Here is an 18,514-nt window from a genome sequence, read left to right on the forward strand (position 1 = left end):
CCTAGGTACCGAGGACACCGTTGAACGGGTGGGACGGGGATGCCGATGAGCGACGACGACGCCGGACGGCACGGGCCAACGGGCGAGTTCCGACGCGAGCGCTCACAGCCCCTGCCCCCCGGCGGGCGGCGCTCGCCCCGATCCGGCAGGGTCACCGTGCCCGATGCGCGGATCCGCCGTCACCGCAACGGCCTGCTCCTGATGGGTGTGCTCTCGGTGCTGGTCCTGCTCGCCTCGGGCACCTCGTGGGCGATCACCGGATGGATGTCGGGTTCCCTCAACCGGTTCGACGTGTTCGGTGACATGGCGGACGGCGACCGCCCCGATGAGACCGGCGGCCTGACCTTCCTCGTGATCGGCTCCGACAGCCGGGACGAGATGAGCATGGAGGACAAGAACGCGCTGAGCGTGGGGTCCACCCCCGGGCAGCGTTCGGACAGCATCATGCTGGTGCGCCTCAACCACGAACGCGACCACCTCACCGTGGTGGGCATCCCCCGTGACCTGTGGGTGGAAGTACCCGGCGAGGGTGAGGACAAGATCAACGCCGCCTACGCCTACGGCGGCCCCCAGCTCGCGGTCCAGACGGTGGAGTCGGTCACCGACGTACGGATCGACCACTACGTCGAGGTGGACTTCAGCGGCTTCGTGGACGTGGTGGACTCCCTGGACGGCATCGACGTGTGCCTGCCCGAGGCGATCGAGGACCCCAAGGCGCACCTGGACATGGCGGCCGGAACACACCGGGTGGACGGGACCGAGGCGCTGGCCTTCGCCCGCACCCGGGCCACCCCCCGCGGCGACCTGGACCGGATCGACCGGCAGCAGCAGGTGCTGTCGGCGATGCTCGACCGGGCGATGAGCACCGAGACGCTCTCCGACCCGGTCAAGCTGACCGCCTTCCTGGACAGCGCCCTGTCCTCGGTGACCGTGGACGAAGGGCTGGACACCAGCACCATCAACGACCTCGCCTACCAGATGCGCGACCTCGACCTGAGGGACGTCACCTTCGCCCAGGTGCCCATCGCCGACATGAACCACTGGACGCCGCGCGGCGACGTCGCCCTACTGTGGGACGAGCCCGCCGCGCGGGAGATGTTCGCGGCGGTCAACGCGGACCGCCCGCTGGTCGAACCGGAGCCCGGGGACGACGCCGGAGCGGAGGAGGAACCGGTTCCGAGCGGCATCAGTCTCCGGGTGTTCAACGGCACCGCCGCCCCCGGTCTGGGCGCCCGGCTGGACGGACAGCTCGGCGGGGCCGGGTTCGACGTCACGGACAGCGCGGAGAACTGGAGCCGCCACGACGTGGCGCGCACCGAGGTCAGGTACGGTCCGGGCGAGGAGCGCGCAGCCGAGTACGTCGCCGGGACGCTCCCGGGGTCGGAGACGGTGGAGGACGACACCCTGGACGGCGACCTCCAGGTCGTGATCGGATTCAACCACACGAGGTTCGAGGCCCCCGAGGTCGAGGAGACCCAGCCGGAGGAGGAGCCCTCCGAGGAGGGCGCGCTGGCCACCACGACCGCTAGGGACAACGTCTGCGGGTGATCCCCGCGAAGGAAGGGGTCGCGTGCTCCGCCACCTGGTCGGTCTGCTCGCCGGTATCGCCCTGGCCCCGGTGCTGTGGGTCGGTGCCGCCTGGGCGGCCGACCTCTTCCCGAAAATCACCCAGGGTGATGTAAGCGTGACGACAGTGTTGTCCGTGGTGGTTCTGTGCCTTTTGGGGTTTGTCGGCGCCTACCTGGTGGGATCGAGGCTCTCGCCCTTGGTCGCGGGCGCCTCCGGGGCCCTGCTGGCGGCGCTGTGCCTGTGGCCGGTGTTCTCCCCGGAGTCGATGGATGCCGCCCTGTACTGGCTCAACGACGAGAGCTTCCTCTACCCGAGCGGCGCGGGGCTCGGGGTGGCCCTGCCCCTGGGTGTGCTGCTGCTGGGCTCCGCGATGCTGCCGAACCGCTGGCGGACCGCCTCGCAGGACCCCGGTCCGCCCCACGGCCCGCCCCGGGAGCGCGCGGTCGCGAACACCAGCCGTGAACGCCGCCCCGCCGAGGGGGAACAGGGCCTCTCCGCCGCCGACCCGCCCTGGAACGACGGCGGCCCGGTGGGCGACACGGTTCCGGACGTGCCGCCGCCCACCTCGCCCGTACGCGAGTATGACGATCCGAACAAGACCACGACACCGTTTCGTCGCGGGGAGTCCGGCGCCGAGTGGACCCCGCCGGACGAGGACCCGGGGCGGACACGCCCCTCCGGGGACGGCGGGCTCTGAGACGCCGCCCACCGTGCCGGTGCCGGCGCTCCTCCCCCGGTGCGGACCGTCCCCCGCACGCCGGTAATCTGTGCGCCTGACTGTTCACGTGTTGTTCGGTCACGCGCCGAACCCCGGCGCGTAAGGTGATGCACCGTCCCCCACGGGCACCCGTCGGCCGAACCATGTCCGTTTTCTGCCCTCGTGCGGGATGTGATCCGCCATGAGCGGGAACAACCAGCACACGAGGCGCGTGCGGAAGCGAGGAAGGAACCCCCAGTGGTCGAAGCGGAACGTATGCGGGTCTGCGTCATCGGGACCGGCTACCTTGGCGCCACCACGGCCGCCTGCCTGTCCGAGATGGGCTTCGAGGTCATCGGCCTCGACGTCGACGAGGACAAGATCGACATGCTCCGCTCCGGCAGGGTCCCCTTCTACGAGCCCGGGCTGGACGAGCTGCTGGCCGAGAACCTCAAGACCGGCCGCCTGCACTTCACGACGGACTTCGCGGAGGCCGCCGACTTCGCCGACCTGCACCTGATCTGTGTGGGCACCCCGCAGCGCGACGACTCCGGCGCCGCGGACCTGCGCTACGTGAACTCCGCCGTGGAGTGCCTGGCACCGCACCTGAAACGGCCGACCGTGGTCGTGGGCCGCTCCACCGTCCCGGTGGGCACCGCCGCCACGCTGGCCGCACGGCTGGCCGCGCTCGCCCCCGCGGGCGAGGAGGCCGAGCTGGGTTGGAGCCCGGAGTTCCTCCGTGAGGGCTTCGGTGTGGAGGACACCCTGCGGCCCAACCGGATCGTGATCGGCACCAACTCCCCGCGGGTGGAGAAGGCCGTCCGCGCGCTCTGGCAGCAGCAGGTCGACGAGGGCACCCCGTTCCTGGTCACCGACCTGCAGACCGCCGAACTGGTCAAGGTGTCGGCCAACGCGTTCCTGGCGACCAAGATCTCCTTCATCAACGCCATGGCCGAGGTGTCCGAGGTCGCGGGCGCCGACGTCATCCAGCTGGCCGAGGCGCTGTCCTACGACGACCGCATCGGCGGCAAGTTCCTCGGCCCCGGCCTGGGTTTCGGCGGCGGCTGTCTGCCCAAGGACATCCGGGCGTTCATGGCCCGCGCCGACGAACTGGGCGTGGAACCGGCACTGTCGTTCCTGCGCGAGGTGGACGCGATCAACCAGCGCCGCAGGGCGCGCACGATCGACATCGCCCGCCAGCTGATCGGCGGCAACTTCGCCGGGCGCACCGTCACGGTCCTGGGGGCGGCGTTCAAGCCCAACTCGGACGACATCCGCGACTCACCCGCCCTGGACGTGGCCGCCACCATCGCCTCCCTGGGCGCGCACGTGACGGTCTACGACCCGCAGGCGCTGGAGCGGGCCCGTGAGGCGCACCCGGAGCTGAACTACGCGACCTCCATGCTGGACGCCGCCCGCGACGCGGACGTGGTCCTGCTGCTCACCGAGTGGGCGGAGTTCCGCGAGGCCAACCCGGAGGAGCTGGCCTCGGTGGTGGCGCAGAAGCGGATCGTGGACGGCCGCAACGCCCTGGACCCGACGTTCTGGCGCGCCTCCGGCTGGACCTACCGCGCCCTGGGCCGCCAGTAGGCGCACTCCCGCGCTCCCGCACTCGCGTACGCCGAACGGCCGCTCCGGAAGGGGCGGCCGTTCCCGTGTTCGCGGGGCGGGGGCGCCCCGCACATGATTCACTTCGTTCCGTAGTTCTTTGATGACCCTCTGCATTCAAGGGGGTCGAGAGACCCGAACGGAGTCCGATGTCGAAGTTCCCCGTGGTGGTCGGCACCGCCGTCGCCCTGCTGATGGCCGCGCCTCCGGCTCTGGCCGCTGGGACCGTACCGGCCCCGCCCGCCGTCCAGTCCGCCGAGTGCCCGGTCCTGACGCCGCCGCCCGGCGAGGAGGACCTGGAACGCTACCTGTGCGGCGATCGCCGCCTGGGCCCGGCCGAGCTGCCCTCCGAAGGGCCGGTCGGCGCCCTGGTGGAGGACTATGACCGGTTCGGCGGCCTCTCCCCCGCCGAGTTCCTGGAACGGTGGTGGGCCGCCGACGGGAGCTGGGACTACCCCGAGCACGACGGTTTCGTGGTCTCCGACGGCCAGCCCCTGAAGGAGCTCCAGGAGTTGCCCCAGGGGTGGATGCTGGACCGGTTCGGTTCTCCCCGGGGTTCGTTCCTCGCCCCCGCGGGCGCGCCGTACTCCGAGCGGGCGCTGCCGCCGGACTCGCTGAACACCTGGCCGGACGGGCCCGAGCACAACTACAACTGCTACGAGGTGGTCCTGCCCGTCGACGCGTGGGTCGGCCCGATCGCCCCGCACTTCGAGCAGCCCGGCGGCGGCGAGCAGCTCCTGGTCCCCGCGGAGGAGGTGCCCGAGGCCGGGGGCGGCGGGTACGTCGCGGTCAACAGCCTCCTGGAGTGGGGTTACCTGGAGCAGCGCCCCGCTGAGGAGTGCGTGCGCACCGAGGGCTACACCCTGAACGCCTGACCGGCACGAACGTCACGCTCGCGGCCGCTCCGTGCCGAGGCTTCGAGTTCCCGGGGCCTCGGTCCCGGCGGGGAGGCGGCGCAGCGCGACCAGGACCAGGACCGCCACGGCGGTGAGTACGGCGGCGCCGGTCAGGGCGGCGGTGGCGATCCCCGACGTGTAGGCGGCGAAGGCCGTGTCCAGAAGGTCCCGGGCCTGCGGCTCCGGAAGGTGCGCTGCGGTGGCGGCCGCCCCCGCGACGGTTTCCAGGGCGGCCCCGCCCGCCTCCGGCAGGCCCCGCTCCACGCCGGACCGGTAGAGCGAGGCGGCGATGGTGCCGAGGGTGGCGATGCCCAGTGCGGCACCGAGCTCGGTGCTGGTCTCGGACACCCCTGCCGCGGCGCCCGCGCGCTCGGGCGGGGCGGTGGCCAGGACGAGTGTGTTGGCCAGGGTCGCCACGACCCCGACGCCGAGCGTGACCACGGTGTACCCGGCCAGGAACGGCAGGATCCCGCTGTCGGCTCCGGCTCCCACGAGCCCGAAGCCGGCCGCGCCCGCGAGCAGCCCCAGGCCCATGAGCCGGGCCGGGCGGATCCGGTCGGCGAGGGAGCTGGCGAGGGCTGCGCCCAGAACGGTTCCGAGGATGGTGGGCAGGGCGTACAGGGCCGCGACCAGGGGGCTGAGTCCGTGTACGACCTGGAGGAACGTGAAGGCCAGCAGGCCGAGTCCGGCCACGGCGAAGGCGACGACGGTGTTGCCCGCCACGGAGGCGGTGAAGGCGGGCCGGGTGAACAGGGAGATGTCGATGAGCGGGTGCTCCGCGCGCCGTTGGCGGACCACGAAGGCGGCGAGGAGAACCAGGCCGACGACGAGGGCGAGGGCCGCGGTCCCGTCGGCGCCGTACTCCACGAAGCGCTTGGCGGCGTAGACCAGGCCGAGCACGGCCGTGAGCGAGGTGGCCGCGCCGAACAGGTCGAAGGCGGCACCGGCGGGGTTGCGGGACTCGGGCAGCAGGAAGGGGGCCGCGAGGAGCAGCAGGGCCATGAACGGCAGGTTGATCAGGAAGACCGCCCCCCAGGCGAAGAACTCCAGCAGGGCCCCGCCGATGATCGGGCCGATGACGGCGCCGCCGGTGAAGGCGACGGTCCAGAACCCGACGGCGGTTCGGCGCTGGACGGGGTCGGTGAACATGGCGCGGATGAGCGAGAGGGTGGAGGGGGCCAGGGTGGCGGCGCCGACGCCGAGCAGGGCGCGCCCGGCGAGGAACAGTTCCGCGGTGGGCGCCACGGCCAGCAGGACGGAGGCCGCTCCGAAGGCCAGGGCCCCGCCGAGCAGGAGCCGCCTGCGACCGAGCCGGTCGCCGAGGCTGCCCATGGTGACGAGGAGTCCGGCCAGGACGAAGCCGTAGACGTCCATCATCCACAGCCACTGGGTGGCGCTGGGGTCGAGGTCCCGGGCGATGGCGGGTGCGGCGACGAAGAGGACCGACAGGTCCATGGAGACCAGTAGCGCGGGGATCAGCAGCAGGGACAGCCCGATCCAGGTGCGGCCGGTGGCGCGCCGGCGTGGCGTTGTCGTGTGCATGCAAATGATCGTACGTCCGTACAAATCAGCGGTCAATATGTACGTACGTCAAAATGTTAGGCTGCAGGCATGAGCCAACGTGAGGACCTGCTGGCGGGCGCGAAGAAGTGTCTGGCGGAGAAGGGCTACAGCAAGACCACCGCACGGGACATCGCCGCCGCGTCGGGCGCGCACCTGGCGTCCATCGGATACCACTTCGGGTCCAAGGACAACCTCATGAACACCGCGGTCCTCGAAGCGACCAGCGACTGGGGCGACGTCTTCGAGGAGGCCGTGCGGGAGGCCGTCACCGAGAGCCCCGAGGAACGGGCCCGCCTCCTGGTCACCGCGCTCCTCGATACACTCCCCGAGCAGCGGGACCTCCTGGTCGCGAGCGTCCAGGCCTACGCGCAGGCCCAGTTCGACGAGGATGTGCGCACGGCGCTCCAGGAGGGGATCAGCGAGGGCCGCCGCGCACTGGCCGCGCTCGTCCTCGGCGTACCCCCCGAGCGGATCGGCCCCGTTACCGCCGCCGGGCTGGGCTCGATGCTCTACAACATCGTCAGCGGATACGTGCTCCAGTACCTCGTCGACCCGGACTCCCTGCCCACCGTCGACCAGGCGATGGACGGCCTGCGCGCCCTTATGTCCGAGGGCGGCCCGGAGCCGGCCGGGGGCGCGGCGGGCTGAGACCGCCGGAAGGCGGTGGGAGCCCGGCCCGCACCCGCGGCCAGCCCCGGCCGGTCCGCTAGCGGCCGAAACCCATGGCCGAGTCACTGCTGGACACCTCGCGGCGCAGCCGCTCGCCCTTGGCGTGCGCCTGCTCCCTGAGCTCCTCCTGGAACCTGGCCATGCGCTCGGCCAGCTCCGGGTCGTGCGCGGCGAGCTGGCGCACTGCCAGCAGACCGGCGTTGCGGGCCGCGCCCACCGCGACCGTGGCCACCGGGACCCCGGCGGGCATCTGCACGATGGACAGCAGCGAGTCCATCCCGTCCAGGTACTTGAGCGGCACCGGGACACCGATCACCGGCAGGGTGGTGACCGAGGCCAGCATCCCGGGCAGGTGGGCCGCGCCCCCCGCCCCCGCGATGATCGCCTTGAGCCCCCGACCGGCGGCCTCGGTCCCGTAGGAGATCATCTCGTGCGGCATGCGGTGTGCGGAGACCACGTCGGCCTCGAACGGGACACCGAACTCCTTCAACGCCTCGGCCGCCTCGCGCATCACCGGCCAGTCGGAGTCGGACCCCATCACGATGCCCACCACGGGCTTGCTGTCGGTCACTTCTGTTCTCCTCGCAGGTAGCTGGCGGCGTCACGGGCGCGCTCCAGGAGGTCCCGATAGTCGTCGCCCATGACGGTGACATGCCCGATCTTGCGGCCCGGACGCACGTCCTTGCCGTAGAAGTGCACCTTCACCTCGGGATCCTTGGCCATGACGTGCAGGTAGCGGCGGTAGACCTCGGGGTCCTCGCCGCCCAGCAGGTTGGCCATGACGGTGTAGGGGGCGTTGGTCCGCGGCGAGCCCAGGGGAAGGTTCAGGACCGCGCGCAGGTGCTGCTCGAACTGGGAGGTGCGGGCGCCCTCGATGCTCCAGTGCCCGGAGTTGTGCGGGCGCATGGCCAGCTCGTTGACGACCACGTCGTCGTCGGTCTCGAACAGCTCGACGGCCAGCACACCGGTGACGTCCAGGGCCTGGGCGATCTCGATGGCCAACTGCTGGGCGCGCAGGGCCTTGTCCTCCGGCAGGTCCGGCGCGGGAGCGATCACCTCGTGGCAGATCCCGCCGCGCTGCACCGTCTCCACGACCGGGTAGACGGCTACCTGACCGTGCGGGGAGCGGGCCACCTGCACGGCGAGTTCACGGCTGAAGTCCACCTTCTCCTCGACCAGGAGCGGCACCTCCTCCGCGGCCGCGCGGTCCACGACCCCCCGGGCCTCCCCGGAGTCCCCGACGACCCACACGCCCTTGCCGTCGTAGCCGCCGCGCGCCGCCTTGAGCACCACCGGCCAGCCGGCCCCCTCCGCGAACCCGGTGACGTGTTCGAGGGTGGTCACCGCACGCCAGCGGGGGGAGGGTGCGCCGAGCTCGGCCATGCGGGTGCGCATGCGGAGCTTGTCCTGGGCGAAACGGAGGGCGTCGCGGCCCGGGCGCAGCAGCCCGCCCGCCTCCTCCACCGCGCGGAGGACGGGTTCGGGTACGTGTTCGTGGTCGAAGGTGACCACGTCGTGGGCCTTGGCGAAGGCCAGGACGTCGTCGAGGCCGCGGTCGTCGCCCAGGGTGACGCCACCGCAGACCAGGGCCGCGCTGTCGGTGGGGCTGGCCGCCAGCACCGAGAAGTCCACTCCCAGTCCGATGCCCGCTTGGTGGGTCATCCGGGAGAGTTGCCCTCCGCCCACCATTCCTACGCGGGGGACGATGCGGTTACGCTCGCTCACAGTTCCTCAACTCAATGCTCGTCAACCGCGGATGCGGGGCGGTCCCGCGCATGGCGGAACCTGGCCGTTCGGCTCGGAACCCGCGGCCGGGGTGTCTGTCGCAGCCCCGGTTAGAGTCTAGGGCGTGCGGGCGGGGAGCCCCCAGGGCCGCTCCCCCTCGACCGTGACCCCACCAACGACCGAAAGACGCAGGCCATGCGCGACTTCCGCCCCCGGTACCCCCGGCTGCCCGAACTCGCCGCCGAACTCGGCAAGTTCGGCTCCGTGGGCGCGGTCGCCTACGTCGTGCAGTTGGCGGCGACCAACCTCCTGTGGGCCAACGGGGTCCAGGCGATGACCGGACAGGTGCTCGGCACCCTGTGCGCGATCGCGGTGGCCTTCGTGGGCAACCGGTTCTGGACCTTCGGGAACCGCGCCCGCACGGGTTACGGCCGGGAGACCTTCCTGTTCCTGGTGATGAACGGGGTCGGGATGCTCATCCAGGTGGGCTGCCAGGCCTTCTCCCTGTACGTACTCGGCCTGGACGGCCCCCTCGCGCAGAACCTCTCCGGGAACGTGGTGGGCGTGGGCCTGGGCTCGCTGTTCCGTTTCTTCTCGTACCGCACCTGGGTGTTCCCTCCCGAGCCGGAAACCGCTCCCGGGGGCCGCCGCGGGAGCGGCGGGGACGGCGAACAGCCGGGCGGGGCGACCGGGGACGGAACGAACCGGGCTCAGGGCTGAGCGGCGGCGCTGCGGCGGCTGACCCCGCGGCGGCGCGCGAAGCCGGTGACCAGGAGAAGGTAGAGGCCCACCTGGGCGACGGTCAGGACCAGGGTCACCGGGGTGTCGGTGTCCGTGAGCAGCCCGCCGCCGACCACGGCGCCGGTACCGATCTCGGACAGGCGTCCCGTCAGTGCGCACAGGGACAACTGGACCAGGCTGTTCACCACGTGCAGACCGATCGCGGCCTCCAGGCCGCCGGTGCGCCAGGTCAGCCAGGCCATACCGAGGCCGAAGACGACCAGCGAAACCGTGTTCCACAGGGCCCCCGGGTGGGTCGCCGCGTAGAGCGCGGCGAACAGGGTTCCCCCCGCCAGGACGGCGGGCCACGGGGAGCGCAGCACCCGGGAGAAGGCGCTGTCGCCGGAGGGCGAGCCGAGTGAGCCCACGAGCTGCATGACCAGCCCGCGCATGGTCATCTCCTCGGCCGCGGACTGGAACGGCACCAGCAGCACGATCACGAAGGCCGCCGCGGCGAGGACCTCGGTCCCCCCGTTGTCGCCGACCGCGCCGGCACCGGCGGCCGTGTCTCCGAGGAACATGAACAGCCCCGCGCCCAGAGTGAGGGGCACCGCCGCGCCGAACACGCACCGGGCCAGCCAGCGCCAGCGCATCCGGCCCGCGACCGAGAACAGCGACCCGGCCCGGCGCCACTGCACGACGCGGGCCACGAAGAGGGTGACGGGTATGAGCAGCGCGATGGCTGACAGCCCGAAGGCCAGCCCGGCGATCTCCCCCACCCGGACCGAGTCCGGGGCCAGACCGCTGCCGCCGAGGATGGCGAAGATCGTCATCACGACCACGACGCCGACCCACAGGAAGAACAACAGGACCGCGAAGACCAGGACCGCCAGCGGCGGGATCCACCACCGGAACAGGGAGGTCCGGGCAAGCCTGTGATAGGACTCACTTCCGGGGATCGCGGCGCAGGCGAACTGCTTCGACCGCACCGGACGCGGTGGTGGCCAAGCCCACACGGAGGGGTCCGGCGTCAGCGCCGGATGCCCGCCGGGCGGGGTGTGTCTTCCGCCGCCGGGCGGCCAGGCCCAGGTCTGCTCCTGGGTGTGGCCACCGGAAACCGGCCCCTGCGCCCCCTCGGGCGCAGCGGGCCAGGACGAACCAGGCTGTGGTGGCACATTTCCCATCGTGCACCGAGACTACTATCCGGGCATGTATCGCCTGCGTTAAGGCCATACCGTTATCGCCTGATCACAGTACGGATCGGCCCGGTGCGGACCCCCTCCAGAACCGGAATACCGGGCAGTACGACCCCTGTTGGAACAGGTGGTCCTGGGAGCGACACCACAGGACGAGTCCCCGTCCCGCTGACCTACGATTGAGTACATGTCCTCCACACCAACCACCGAGCAGGTCCACGAGGCCCTGGCCACGGTGCAAGACCCGGAGATCCACCGTCCCATCACCGACCTCGGCATGGTCAAGAGCGTCGACCTCGCCGACGGCGGTGCCGTGCACGTCGGTATCTATCTCACGGTGGCCGGCTGCCCGATGAAGGGCCGCATCGAAAAGGACGTGACCGAAGCGGTGACCAAGGTCGCCGGCGTCACCAAGGTCACCGTCGAACTCGACGTCATGAACGAGGAACAGCGCAAGGAGCTCCAGACCAAGCTCCGCGGCGGGCAGGCGGAGAAGGAGATCCCCTTCGCCAAGCCGAACTCGCTCACCAAGGTCTACGCGGTCGCCTCGGGCAAGGGCGGTGTCGGCAAGTCGTCCGTCACCGTGAACCTCGCCGCCGCGCTCGCGGCCCAGGGCCACAAGGTGGGCGTCGTCGACGCCGACATCTACGGCCACTCGGTGCCGCGCATGCTCGGTGCGTCGGACTTCCCGACCAAGGTCGAGGACATGATCCTCCCGCCCACCGCCCACGGCATCAAGGTCATCTCGGTCGGCATGTTCACCGAGGGCAACACCCCGGTGGTGTGGCGCGGCCCGATGCTGCACCGCGCCCTCCAGCAGTTCCTCTCCGACGTCTTCTGGGGCGACCTGGACGTCCTGCTGATGGACCTGCCCCCGGGCACCGGTGACATCGCGATCTCCGTGGCGCAGATGCTCCCCGGCGCCGAACTGCTCGTGGTCACCACGCCGCAGCAGGCCGCCGCCGAGGTCGCCGAGCGCGCGGGCGCCATCACCGCCCAGACGCACCAGCGCATCGCCGGCGTCATCGAGAACATGTCCTACTACCTGCCGGAGGAGGGCGCCGACCCGGTGTACCTCTTCGGCCAGGGCGGCGGTCAGACCGTCGCCGACGCCCTGACCAGGACCCTGGGCGCCGAGATCCCGCTCATGGGCCAGGTGCCGCTGGACACCCGCCTGCGCGAGGGCAGCGACGAGGGCAAGCCGCTCGTCCTCACCGAGCCCGAGGCCGAGGCCAGCAAGGTGATGATCTCGATCGCCGAGAAGCTGGTCGGCAAGCCCCGCGGGCTGGCCGGAATGCAGCTGGGGATCTCCCCCGCCGGCCGCTGACACCCGGACCGCGGCCGAGCGCCCGGGTCGGTTGGAAGACACGCGACGGCCCCCGAGTCCGATCGGACTCGGGGGCCGTGGTGTCGTACCGGCCGTCCTCCGGTCAGTCCTCGTCCGAGCCGAGGGTGACGGTGACGCTCTCCCGGTCACCGTCCCGCTCGTACTCGAGCTCGACCTCCTCGCCCGGAGCGCGGTCCCGCACCATGGCCTGGAGTTCGCCGTGGGAGTTGACCCGTTGGCCGTCGAAGCTGACGATCACGTCGCCCGGTTCCAGGCCCGCCTCGTCGGCCGGGCCGCCGGACTCGACCGCGTCCCGATCCTCGGCGAGGACCGCTCCGACGACCGGGCTCTCCGTGTCGTAGGTGACACCGAGGTCGGCGTAGGCGGTCTCACCGTGGTCGATCATCCGGTTGACGACCTCCTCGGCCTCGGTGGAGGGGATCGCGAATCCCAGGCCGATGTTGCCGCCCTGCTGCTCCCCCATGAAGCCCCCGCCCATGGTGACGATCATCGAGTTGACCCCGATGACCCGCCCCTGGACGTCGACGAGCGGACCGCCCGAGTTACCGGGGTTGATCGCCGCGTCGGTCTGGATCGCGAAGAACTGGCTCTCGCCCTCGTCCGAGCTGACCGGGCGGTCCACGGCGCTGATGATGCCCTGGGTGACCGTCCCGGTCAGGCCCAGGGGCGCGCCGATCGCGATGACCTCGTCGCCGACGATCGCCTCCTCGGAGTCCCCGAACGGCAACGGCTCCACGTCGTTGGGGTCCTCCAGTTCCAGTACCGCCAGGTCGGAACTGGGGTCGGAGCCCACGATCGAGGCCAGGCTGAACTTGCCGTCGCTGTACTCCACGACGATGCCGTCCTCCTCCAGGGGCGAGGAGACGTGGTCGTTGGTGACCACGTAGTCGCCCTCGATGACGAACCCGGAACCGCTCGCCCCGACGCGCCCGCCCGCGCTGCGCAGGGAGACCACGCTCGGGCTGACGCGCTGGGCCACGCCCGCGATGGTGTCGGGATCGCGCTCGGGCGCCTCGGGCGGAGGTTCGTTCATGACCGGCCCCTCCTGTTCGGGAGGCGCCTCCGGTTCGCCGCCGGAACCGAGCATCCCTCCGGCGAGCCCCCCGGCCCCGCCCGCGATGAGGGCGACGACGAGCATCCCGCTCAACGCCATCCAGGCGGGGACACCGCGTTTGGCGCGGTGCGGCCCCTGGGCGGGGGCGGGCGAGGCGTACTGGGCGGAGGTGCCCGGAGGCACGGCGAAGTGGCCGTGGGCCTGTGGGGCCTGCAGGGCGGGCTGTCCCTGCGGGGCCTGAGGGGTCTGCGGGGCCTGAGGGGTCTGCGGGGCCTGCAGGGCGGGCTGTCCCTGCGGGGCCGGTCCGGGGCCGCCCGCGCCCTGGTTCACGGAACGGTCGGTCCGGGGGGCCTGGCCTCCCTGGGGGTGCGGCGGAACGACCGGCGCCCCGCCGGGCCGCTGCGGGGGTTGCGCGGGCGCCTGACCCGGGGCGGGGGTGTTCGGCACGCCTCGTTGGGGGGCTCCACCGTTCGGCGGGGGCGGAACCCGCCCCTCACCGGGTTCCGAACGGTCGTTGTCCTGACTCAAGACCTGCTCCGTACATCGCTTGGCTTCCGACTCGGCACACGCTCCGCCGGTGGACCAGGCCCCTACAGAAGACCCAGCCGGGACAGACCTCGCAGCACCCTGGCCCAGAAGCCGGAGTCCTCGGGTCCTGGCAACGCGGCCACCGCCGAGGAGGCCAGGTCCGCGGGGGCGTCGGCCAGAACCGTGTAGACGAAACCGTTCGCCTGCCACACACTCTGGTACTGGCCCACGTCTCCGCCGAAGATCGTGTCGTGTCCTGTTGTGACGCCACTTCCCCCCGCACCGGTTCCGGTGTATCCGTCACGAAGTGTGGAGGGATGTTCGGTTCCCAGCTTGCCACGTTGGACGAAAACCGACACCTGGGACAAACCATCGGAGTAGACCGCGTGCACGACACGCTCACCCCCGTAGCGTTTGGCACGGGCGTCGACCATCCGCAGGTTCCAGGTCAGGTGTTCGGGCACCACCCAGCCGGCCTCGCGCAGGCCGTCCAGTTCCCCCTCGTTGAGCGCGTCGCCCCAGGGCGCGTCGCCCGGAGCCCCTTCCGGCCAGTCCCCCTCTCCCAGGTCCAGGCCGGTGAGACTGGTGCTGAACGCCCGTTCCCCCGCCCGGTCGTACACGGTGCGGCCGAGGAGCAGGCCGGTCTCGGCGTCCACCCAGAAACGCCCCGCCACGGTCGAGTCCGCGCGCAGCGCCTCGACCAGCCGGGCCCGTCGGCCGTCGAGGCGCGCCGGTCCGGCGTCCGCCACACGGTAGGTGTCACCGAGCACGTCCAGGAGGCGGCTGTCGAGGGACTCCAGGGCGGAGGAGGCGAGCACGACGAAGGCGTGCTCGTCCTCTCCCGGGGCGGACATGGCCAGACCCGCACCCGGGCTGTTGACCACGTGCACGTCGACCCCCTCCTCGGTACCGGAGCCCTCCGGGCCGCGGACCTCACGGATCGCGGAGTAGGCCACACGGCCGTTGGAGTCGGCCGCGCGTTCCAGCACGGCCATACCGTCGTCCGCGCCCTCGGCCGGGACCGAGGTCGCCTCGGGCGGGCCCCCGCCGGTCAGCAGGAGCGCGCACAGCAGTGCCGCGGAGACGGCGGATGCGGGGCCGAGACTCGGACCGGGAGAGGGTTCCCCGGACCTCACCGGGTCGTTTCGGTCGGGTCCGGGGGCTGCTCGGCCACGACGGGCAGGGGGTCGAACGGCGGGTCCGCGGGTAGCGGCCCGACCACCGGGATCTGCCGGCTGGTCACCGCGTGTTCGACGGCGAAGTCGGACAGACGGGGCTCCACCACCGGAGTCTCCTCCCCCTCACCGCCCGCGACGAACGCGCTCCCCAGGAGCGCCGTCGCCACCGCCAGGCCCACGACCGCGTAACGCCCGCCGGAGAAGTGCGGCAGCAGGCCGGAGAACCGGTCGCTGCCACCCCGGCGCGCGGCGGCCGGGACGTACCGCTCCGGGCTGGTGCGCGGCTGCTCGCGGCGCGGAGCCGGTTCGGCCCGCTCGACCGCCGGGTACCCGCTCCCGGGGAACCCGCCCAGGGGACGGGAGGACCCCAAGGGCGGGCTGGACCCGAAAGGGCTGTTCGGGGGCGGGTCCGGGGGGCCGCCATCACCCCGCCCGTGCTGTCCGCCCGGGTCGGGCCGGGACATCAGGCGTCCCATGAAGTCCATGTCGGGTTCGGGTTCACCGAGCCCGGTGAGGCGGCGTTTGAGCCTGCGCATCATGTCGGCCTCGAACCGGCACGGCTCGCACTTGGCCAGGTGGATGAGGGCGCGCTCGTGTTCGGCGGCGCCCAGCTCCCCGTCGATCAGTGCCGAAAGGCGCTCCCCGAGGTGGTCCATGCTCACTCCGCCTCCCCGGTCTTCACGTTGCCTCCGCCGCCCCGGGCGTCGTTCTCCGCGGTCAGGGCCCGCCGGTGCTCCAGGGCGCGGCGCAGCTGGGCGCGGCCCCGGTGGATGCGGCTGCGGACGGTGCCCAGTTTGACGTCGAGCGTCGCCGCGATCTCCTCGTAGGACAGGCCCTCGATGTCGCACAGCACGACGGGCGCGCGGAACTCCGCGGGCAGGGCGTCCAGCGCGCCCTGGATGTCGGCGTCGAAGTGCCGGTCGTCATAGCGCTGGGCGGGTGAGGGCTCACGGCCCTCCAGGCGCTCGTCGGCGTTGTCGGCCAGCCCCTCGAAGCGGATCCGGGCCCTGCGCCGTGCCATGTCGAGGAAGAGGTTGGTGGTGATGCGGTGCAGCCACCCCTCGAAGGTGCCGGGGGTGTAGTTGGCGAGGGAACGGAACACCCGGATGAAGACCTCCTGGGTGAGGTCCTCGGCGTCGTGCTTGTTACCGGTGAGACGGTAGGCCAGCCGGTAGACCCGTGGGGAGTGGGTCCGCACGACCTCCTCCCAGCTCGGGGGTTCCCATGCCTCGAACTCAACGGCAGGGCCGGTCTCTGGCACCGCTGCTCCCTTCATCCCGCTGATCCACCAGACGAGGGTTGGTCGGGGGGAGGTTACTTCGTGGCGATCAACGTGCGTTCATCCCGATTCAACGCCGGAGGACGCCGATTAAGTTCCCGTCGCCACACTCGGAGTTTCGGCTGGATCAGGCTAGTCTTTTGACCAGGGAGACTACCTGGCCGCGACCACCATTCTACGGTGGGTGACGGTCTCCCGGTCAGAACGCCCGGCTACGACATTCGGCAGTACACGGGAGGCCGTCATCAGCGCAGAAGAGAGCCTCGCCCGCACGGCGTGGGTCCGGACCGAGCAGGCCCGGTTCGAGGAGTCCGCCATGGGCGACGGCCCCCTGGCGGACGCCTACGACACCGGTGTCCGGTCCGCGGCCCCACCGGTGGACGCGGCGACCGGGGCCGCCCTGCGGTTCCTCACCGCGGCCATCGGGGCCCGTTCGGTGGTGGAGGTCGGTACCGGGTGCGGGACCTCGGGGATCTGGCTGCTGCGGGGGATGGCGCCGGAGGGCATCCTGACCACGGTGGACGTCAACGCCGCCTACCAGGACTACGCGCGTTCGGCCTTCGCCCGGGCGGGTTTCGGCGCGGGGCGGGCCCGGCTGATCCGCGGCACTGCTCTGGAGGTACTGCCCCGGCTGACCGACGGCGGCTACGACATGGTCTCGGTCGACGCCGATCAGGCTTCCTACCCGGTCTACCTGGAGGAGGCGCTCCGGCTGCTGCGCCCGGGCGGGGTCGTGGTGTTCAACAACGTGATGACCGCCCCCGGGGGGCCGGACGGGCCGCTGCGGGTGCCGGACCCGGCCGAGGTGGCGGTGCGCGAGGTGATGCAGCGGATGCGGGAGGACGAGTCGTTCATCCCGCTGCTGGTTCCGGTGGGCGAGGGCCTGCTCGCGGCCATCCGGCCCTGACCGCAACCGGACGCGGCGACGGGGCCCGGGCGGCACCGTCGACCGCCGCAGGCCCCGTGGAAGGGCCCCTACCGCCGGGCGAGCCAGCGCAGCAGGGTGCGGGTGGTGAAGGCGGTCCCGCCCTTGGAGAGCAGGCCGCTCTCCTGCATGGACCGGCCCGGACCGGCGATGTCCAGGTGTGCCCAGGGCAGGCCGCCGGTGAACTCGCGCAGGAACAGTGCGGCGTCGGTGGCCCCCGCCGGTCCGAAGTCCCTGCCGCGGGTGCCGATGTTGGCCAGGTCCGCCACCCGGGACCGGGTGGTGGGGACGTAGTCCTCCGTGAGCGGCATCCGCCACAGCGGCTCGCCCGAGGCCTGGCCCGCGCTCTCGATCTCGGCCGCGACCGCGTCGTCGTTGCTGTACAGCGCACCCGTCCCGGTGCCCAGCGCCAGCTTGGCCGCACCGGTCAGGGTGGCGACGTCCACCAGGACGTCCGGGGCGAGCTCGGTGCTCGCGTAGCCCATGGCGTCGGCCAGGACCAGGCGGCCCTCGGCGTCGGAGTTGAGCACCTCGACGGTCTTGCCGGTGTAGGTGGTCAGCACGTCACCGATGCGGGTGGCGTCACCGGAGACGGCGTTCTCCGCGAGTGCGAGCAGACCGGTGACCCGGACCCCGGACCCCACGGCTGCCAGGGCCGACAACACGGCCAGCACGATCGCGGAACCGCTCATGTCGGTCTTCATGAGCTTCATGTTGTCGTTGGGCTTGAGCGACAGGCCACCGGTGTCGAAGGTGATGCCCTTGCCGACCAGCACCACGTGCTCGGTGGGGTTCTCCGGCGTGTAGGACAACTGGACCAGCCGGGGCGGCCGGGAGGAGCCCTGCCCGACGCCGAGGATGGCGCCGAAACCCTCCTCGTCCAGGTCCTTCTCGTCCCAGACCCGTACGTCGAGCCCGGTGTCCGCGGCCGCGACCTCGCGCGCCCGGGCCGCCATCCACTCCGGGTCCTTGGTCATCGAGGGGGTGTTGATCAGGTCCCGGGCCAGAGCGGTGGCCGTGGCCAGGGAGGTGCCCAGCGCCAGCGCCTCCGCCAGGCCCTGGCCGCCGCCGACCACGTCGACGGCGGCCAGGGGACGCTGGGCCGACGGAGCCTCGGCGGACTTGAGCGTGAAGGTGTAGGAGGCGAGCAGGGCGCCCTCGGCGAAGGCCGTGGCCGCCTCCCCGCCCGCCCCGGGCCAGGCCAGGGCGGCGCGTTCGTTGCCCCGTGCGGCCCGGGCGAGGGCGGCACCGGCCTTCCGGAGGTCGTCGGGGCCGCCCGAACCGACCCCGAGAAGGGCCAGGCGGACCAGGCCCCCGTCCCGGGACACCGGGAACTGGGAGAGCTCACCGGGTTTTCCGGTGAGCGCGTAGTGCGTGAACAGATCTGTGAGCGGAGCCGGAAGGACCTGTGTCAGTCCGCCGTCGACGACCCCTTCGACCGCCTCGGGGCCTTCCTCGCCCGTGAGTACGGGGAGGACCAGCAGGTCCGCGGTGGATTCGGCGAGGGTCCCCGGTACGGGGTGGATCTCCGTGGCGAATGGCACAGGCCGCTCACAATC

The 18,514-nt window shown here is 71.9% G+C and carries 17 protein-coding genes; 8 read left to right on the plus strand and 9 right to left on the minus strand.

Annotated elements, in window-relative coordinates; genetic code table 11:
- Window positions 1-45: 45 nt before the first annotated feature.
- From IE195_RS06525 to IE195_RS06540, 4 genes are all read left to right on the plus strand, one after another.
- Complete coding sequence (locus tag IE195_RS06525; RefSeq protein ID WP_191268473.1) at window positions 46-1,548, plus strand: LCP family protein; 1,503 nt, start codon at window positions 46-48, stop codon at window positions 1,546-1,548.
- A gap of 22 nt (window positions 1,549-1,570) precedes the next feature.
- Window positions 1,571-2,266, plus strand: a complete 696-nt coding sequence (locus IE195_RS06530) for a YIP1 family protein (RefSeq protein ID WP_191268475.1) — start codon at window positions 1,571-1,573, stop codon at window positions 2,264-2,266.
- Between the two features lie 183 nt (window positions 2,267-2,449).
- Complete coding sequence (locus IE195_RS06535) at window positions 2,450-3,856, plus strand: UDP-glucose dehydrogenase family protein (RefSeq protein ID WP_268249155.1); 1,407 nt, start codon at window positions 2,450-2,452, stop codon at window positions 3,854-3,856.
- 167 nt (window positions 3,857-4,023) lie between these two features.
- Window positions 4,024-4,749, plus strand: coding sequence for a TNT domain-containing protein (locus IE195_RS06540; RefSeq protein ID WP_191268477.1), 726 nt, complete (start codon window positions 4,024-4,026; stop codon window positions 4,747-4,749).
- A 12-nt stretch (window positions 4,750-4,761) separates the two neighbouring features.
- Here the strand turns inward: IE195_RS06540 and IE195_RS06545 are convergent, their stop codons facing one another.
- Window positions 4,762-6,312: an MFS transporter gene (locus IE195_RS06545; protein ID WP_191268479.1), complete on the minus strand. Its 1,551-nt coding sequence runs from the start codon at window positions 6,310-6,312 to the stop codon at window positions 4,762-4,764.
- A gap of 69 nt (window positions 6,313-6,381) precedes the next feature.
- On the opposite strand from IE195_RS06545, the gene IE195_RS06550 reads away from it, so the two are divergent.
- Window positions 6,382-6,981 carry a TetR/AcrR family transcriptional regulator gene (locus IE195_RS06550; protein WP_191268481.1) on the plus strand — a complete coding sequence of 200 codons (600 nt, stop codon included), beginning with the start codon at window positions 6,382-6,384 and terminating at the stop codon, window positions 6,979-6,981.
- A 58-nt stretch (window positions 6,982-7,039) separates the two neighbouring features.
- Here the strand turns inward: IE195_RS06550 and purE are convergent, their stop codons facing one another.
- Together purE and IE195_RS06560 are read right to left on the minus strand one after the other, a co-directional pair.
- A complete protein-coding gene (gene purE, locus IE195_RS06555) occupies window positions 7,040-7,573 on the minus strand; it encodes a 5-(carboxyamino)imidazole ribonucleotide mutase (RefSeq protein WP_191268483.1) in 534 nt (177 codons plus the stop codon).
- A complete protein-coding gene (locus tag IE195_RS06560) occupies window positions 7,570-8,727 on the minus strand; it encodes a 5-(carboxyamino)imidazole ribonucleotide synthase (RefSeq protein WP_191268485.1) in 1,158 nt (385 codons plus the stop codon). Before IE195_RS06560 ends, purE begins: the two co-directional genes overlap by 4 nt.
- A 195-nt stretch (window positions 8,728-8,922) precedes the next feature.
- On the opposite strand from IE195_RS06560, the gene IE195_RS06565 reads away from it, so the two are divergent.
- Window positions 8,923-9,447 (plus strand): GtrA family protein, encoded by a 525-nt coding sequence (locus IE195_RS06565; protein ID WP_191268487.1) that lies wholly within the window; start codon window positions 8,923-8,925, stop codon window positions 9,445-9,447.
- Here IE195_RS06565 and IE195_RS06570 read toward each other — a convergent pair.
- Window positions 9,438-10,436 (minus strand): CPBP family intramembrane glutamic endopeptidase, encoded by a 999-nt coding sequence (locus tag IE195_RS06570; RefSeq protein ID WP_191268489.1) that lies wholly within the window; start codon window positions 10,434-10,436, stop codon window positions 9,438-9,440. The genes IE195_RS06565 and IE195_RS06570 overlap by 10 nt on opposite strands.
- A gap of 394 nt (window positions 10,437-10,830) precedes the next feature.
- Between IE195_RS06570 and IE195_RS06575 the strand changes: the two genes are divergently transcribed.
- Complete coding sequence (locus tag IE195_RS06575; RefSeq protein ID WP_191268491.1) at window positions 10,831-11,970, plus strand: Mrp/NBP35 family ATP-binding protein; 1,140 nt, start codon at window positions 10,831-10,833, stop codon at window positions 11,968-11,970.
- Between the two features lie 103 nt (window positions 11,971-12,073).
- On the opposite strand, the gene IE195_RS06580 is transcribed toward IE195_RS06575, so the two are convergent.
- From IE195_RS06580 to sigE, 4 genes are all read right to left on the minus strand, one after another.
- Window positions 12,074-13,129 (minus strand): S1C family serine protease, encoded by a 1,056-nt coding sequence (locus IE195_RS06580; RefSeq protein ID WP_191269043.1) that lies wholly within the window; start codon window positions 13,127-13,129, stop codon window positions 12,074-12,076.
- 506 nt (window positions 13,130-13,635) lie between these two features.
- On the minus strand, window positions 13,636-14,709 hold the full coding sequence (locus tag IE195_RS06585; RefSeq protein WP_191268493.1) for a transcriptional regulator: 1,074 nt from the start codon (window positions 14,707-14,709) through the stop codon (window positions 13,636-13,638).
- Window positions 14,706-15,407, minus strand: a complete 702-nt coding sequence (locus IE195_RS06590; protein WP_191269045.1) for an anti-sigma factor family protein — start codon at window positions 15,405-15,407, stop codon at window positions 14,706-14,708. Before IE195_RS06590 ends, IE195_RS06585 begins: the two co-directional genes overlap by 4 nt.
- 2 nt (window positions 15,408-15,409) lie before the next feature.
- Window positions 15,410-16,027, minus strand: a complete 618-nt coding sequence (gene sigE / locus IE195_RS06595; protein ID WP_191268495.1) for an RNA polymerase sigma factor SigE — start codon at window positions 16,025-16,027, stop codon at window positions 15,410-15,412.
- Window positions 16,028-16,346: 319 nt separating this feature from the next.
- Here sigE and IE195_RS06600 point away from each other — a divergent pair, with 319 nt between their 5' ends.
- A complete protein-coding gene (locus IE195_RS06600; RefSeq protein WP_191269047.1) occupies window positions 16,347-16,937 on the plus strand; it encodes an O-methyltransferase in 591 nt (196 codons plus the stop codon).
- A 68-nt stretch (window positions 16,938-17,005) separates the two neighbouring features.
- On the opposite strand, the gene IE195_RS06605 is transcribed toward IE195_RS06600, so the two are convergent.
- Window positions 17,006-18,499 (minus strand): leucyl aminopeptidase, encoded by a 1,494-nt coding sequence (locus tag IE195_RS06605; RefSeq protein WP_191268497.1) that lies wholly within the window; start codon window positions 18,497-18,499, stop codon window positions 17,006-17,008.
- Window positions 18,500-18,514 lie beyond the last annotated feature (15 nt).

The organism is Nocardiopsis terrae (genome assembly GCF_014651695.1).
GTDB classification, from domain to species: domain Bacteria; phylum Actinomycetota; class Actinomycetes; order Streptosporangiales; family Streptosporangiaceae; genus Nocardiopsis; species Nocardiopsis terrae.

Coding starts and splice junctions, on each gene's coding strand:
- IE195_RS06575 (WP_191268491.1), top strand. CDS start 10,831: ATGTCCTCCACACCAACCACCGAGCAGGTCCACGAGGCCCTGGCCACG.
- IE195_RS06600 (WP_191269047.1), top strand. CDS start 16,347: ATGGGCGACGGCCCCCTGGCGGACGCCTACGACACCGGTGTCCGGTCC.
- IE195_RS06550 (WP_191268481.1), top strand. CDS start 6,382: ATGAGCCAACGTGAGGACCTGCTGGCGGGCGCGAAGAAGTGTCTGGCG.
- IE195_RS06590 (WP_191269045.1), bottom strand. CDS start 15,407: ATGGACCACCTCGGGGAGCGCCTTTCGGCACTGATCGACGGGGAGCTG.
- IE195_RS06525 (WP_191268473.1), top strand. CDS start 46: ATGAGCGACGACGACGCCGGACGGCACGGGCCAACGGGCGAGTTCCGA.
- IE195_RS06580 (WP_191269043.1), bottom strand. CDS start 13,129: ATGCTCGTCGTCGCCCTCATCGCGGGCGGGGCCGGGGGGCTCGCCGGA.
- IE195_RS06565 (WP_191268487.1), top strand. CDS start 8,923: ATGCGCGACTTCCGCCCCCGGTACCCCCGGCTGCCCGAACTCGCCGCC.
- IE195_RS06545 (WP_191268479.1), bottom strand. CDS start 6,312: ATGCACACGACAACGCCACGCCGGCGCGCCACCGGCCGCACCTGGATC.
- IE195_RS06540 (WP_191268477.1), top strand. CDS start 4,024: ATGTCGAAGTTCCCCGTGGTGGTCGGCACCGCCGTCGCCCTGCTGATG.
- sigE (WP_191268495.1), bottom strand. CDS start 16,027: ATGAAGGGAGCAGCGGTGCCAGAGACCGGCCCTGCCGTTGAGTTCGAG.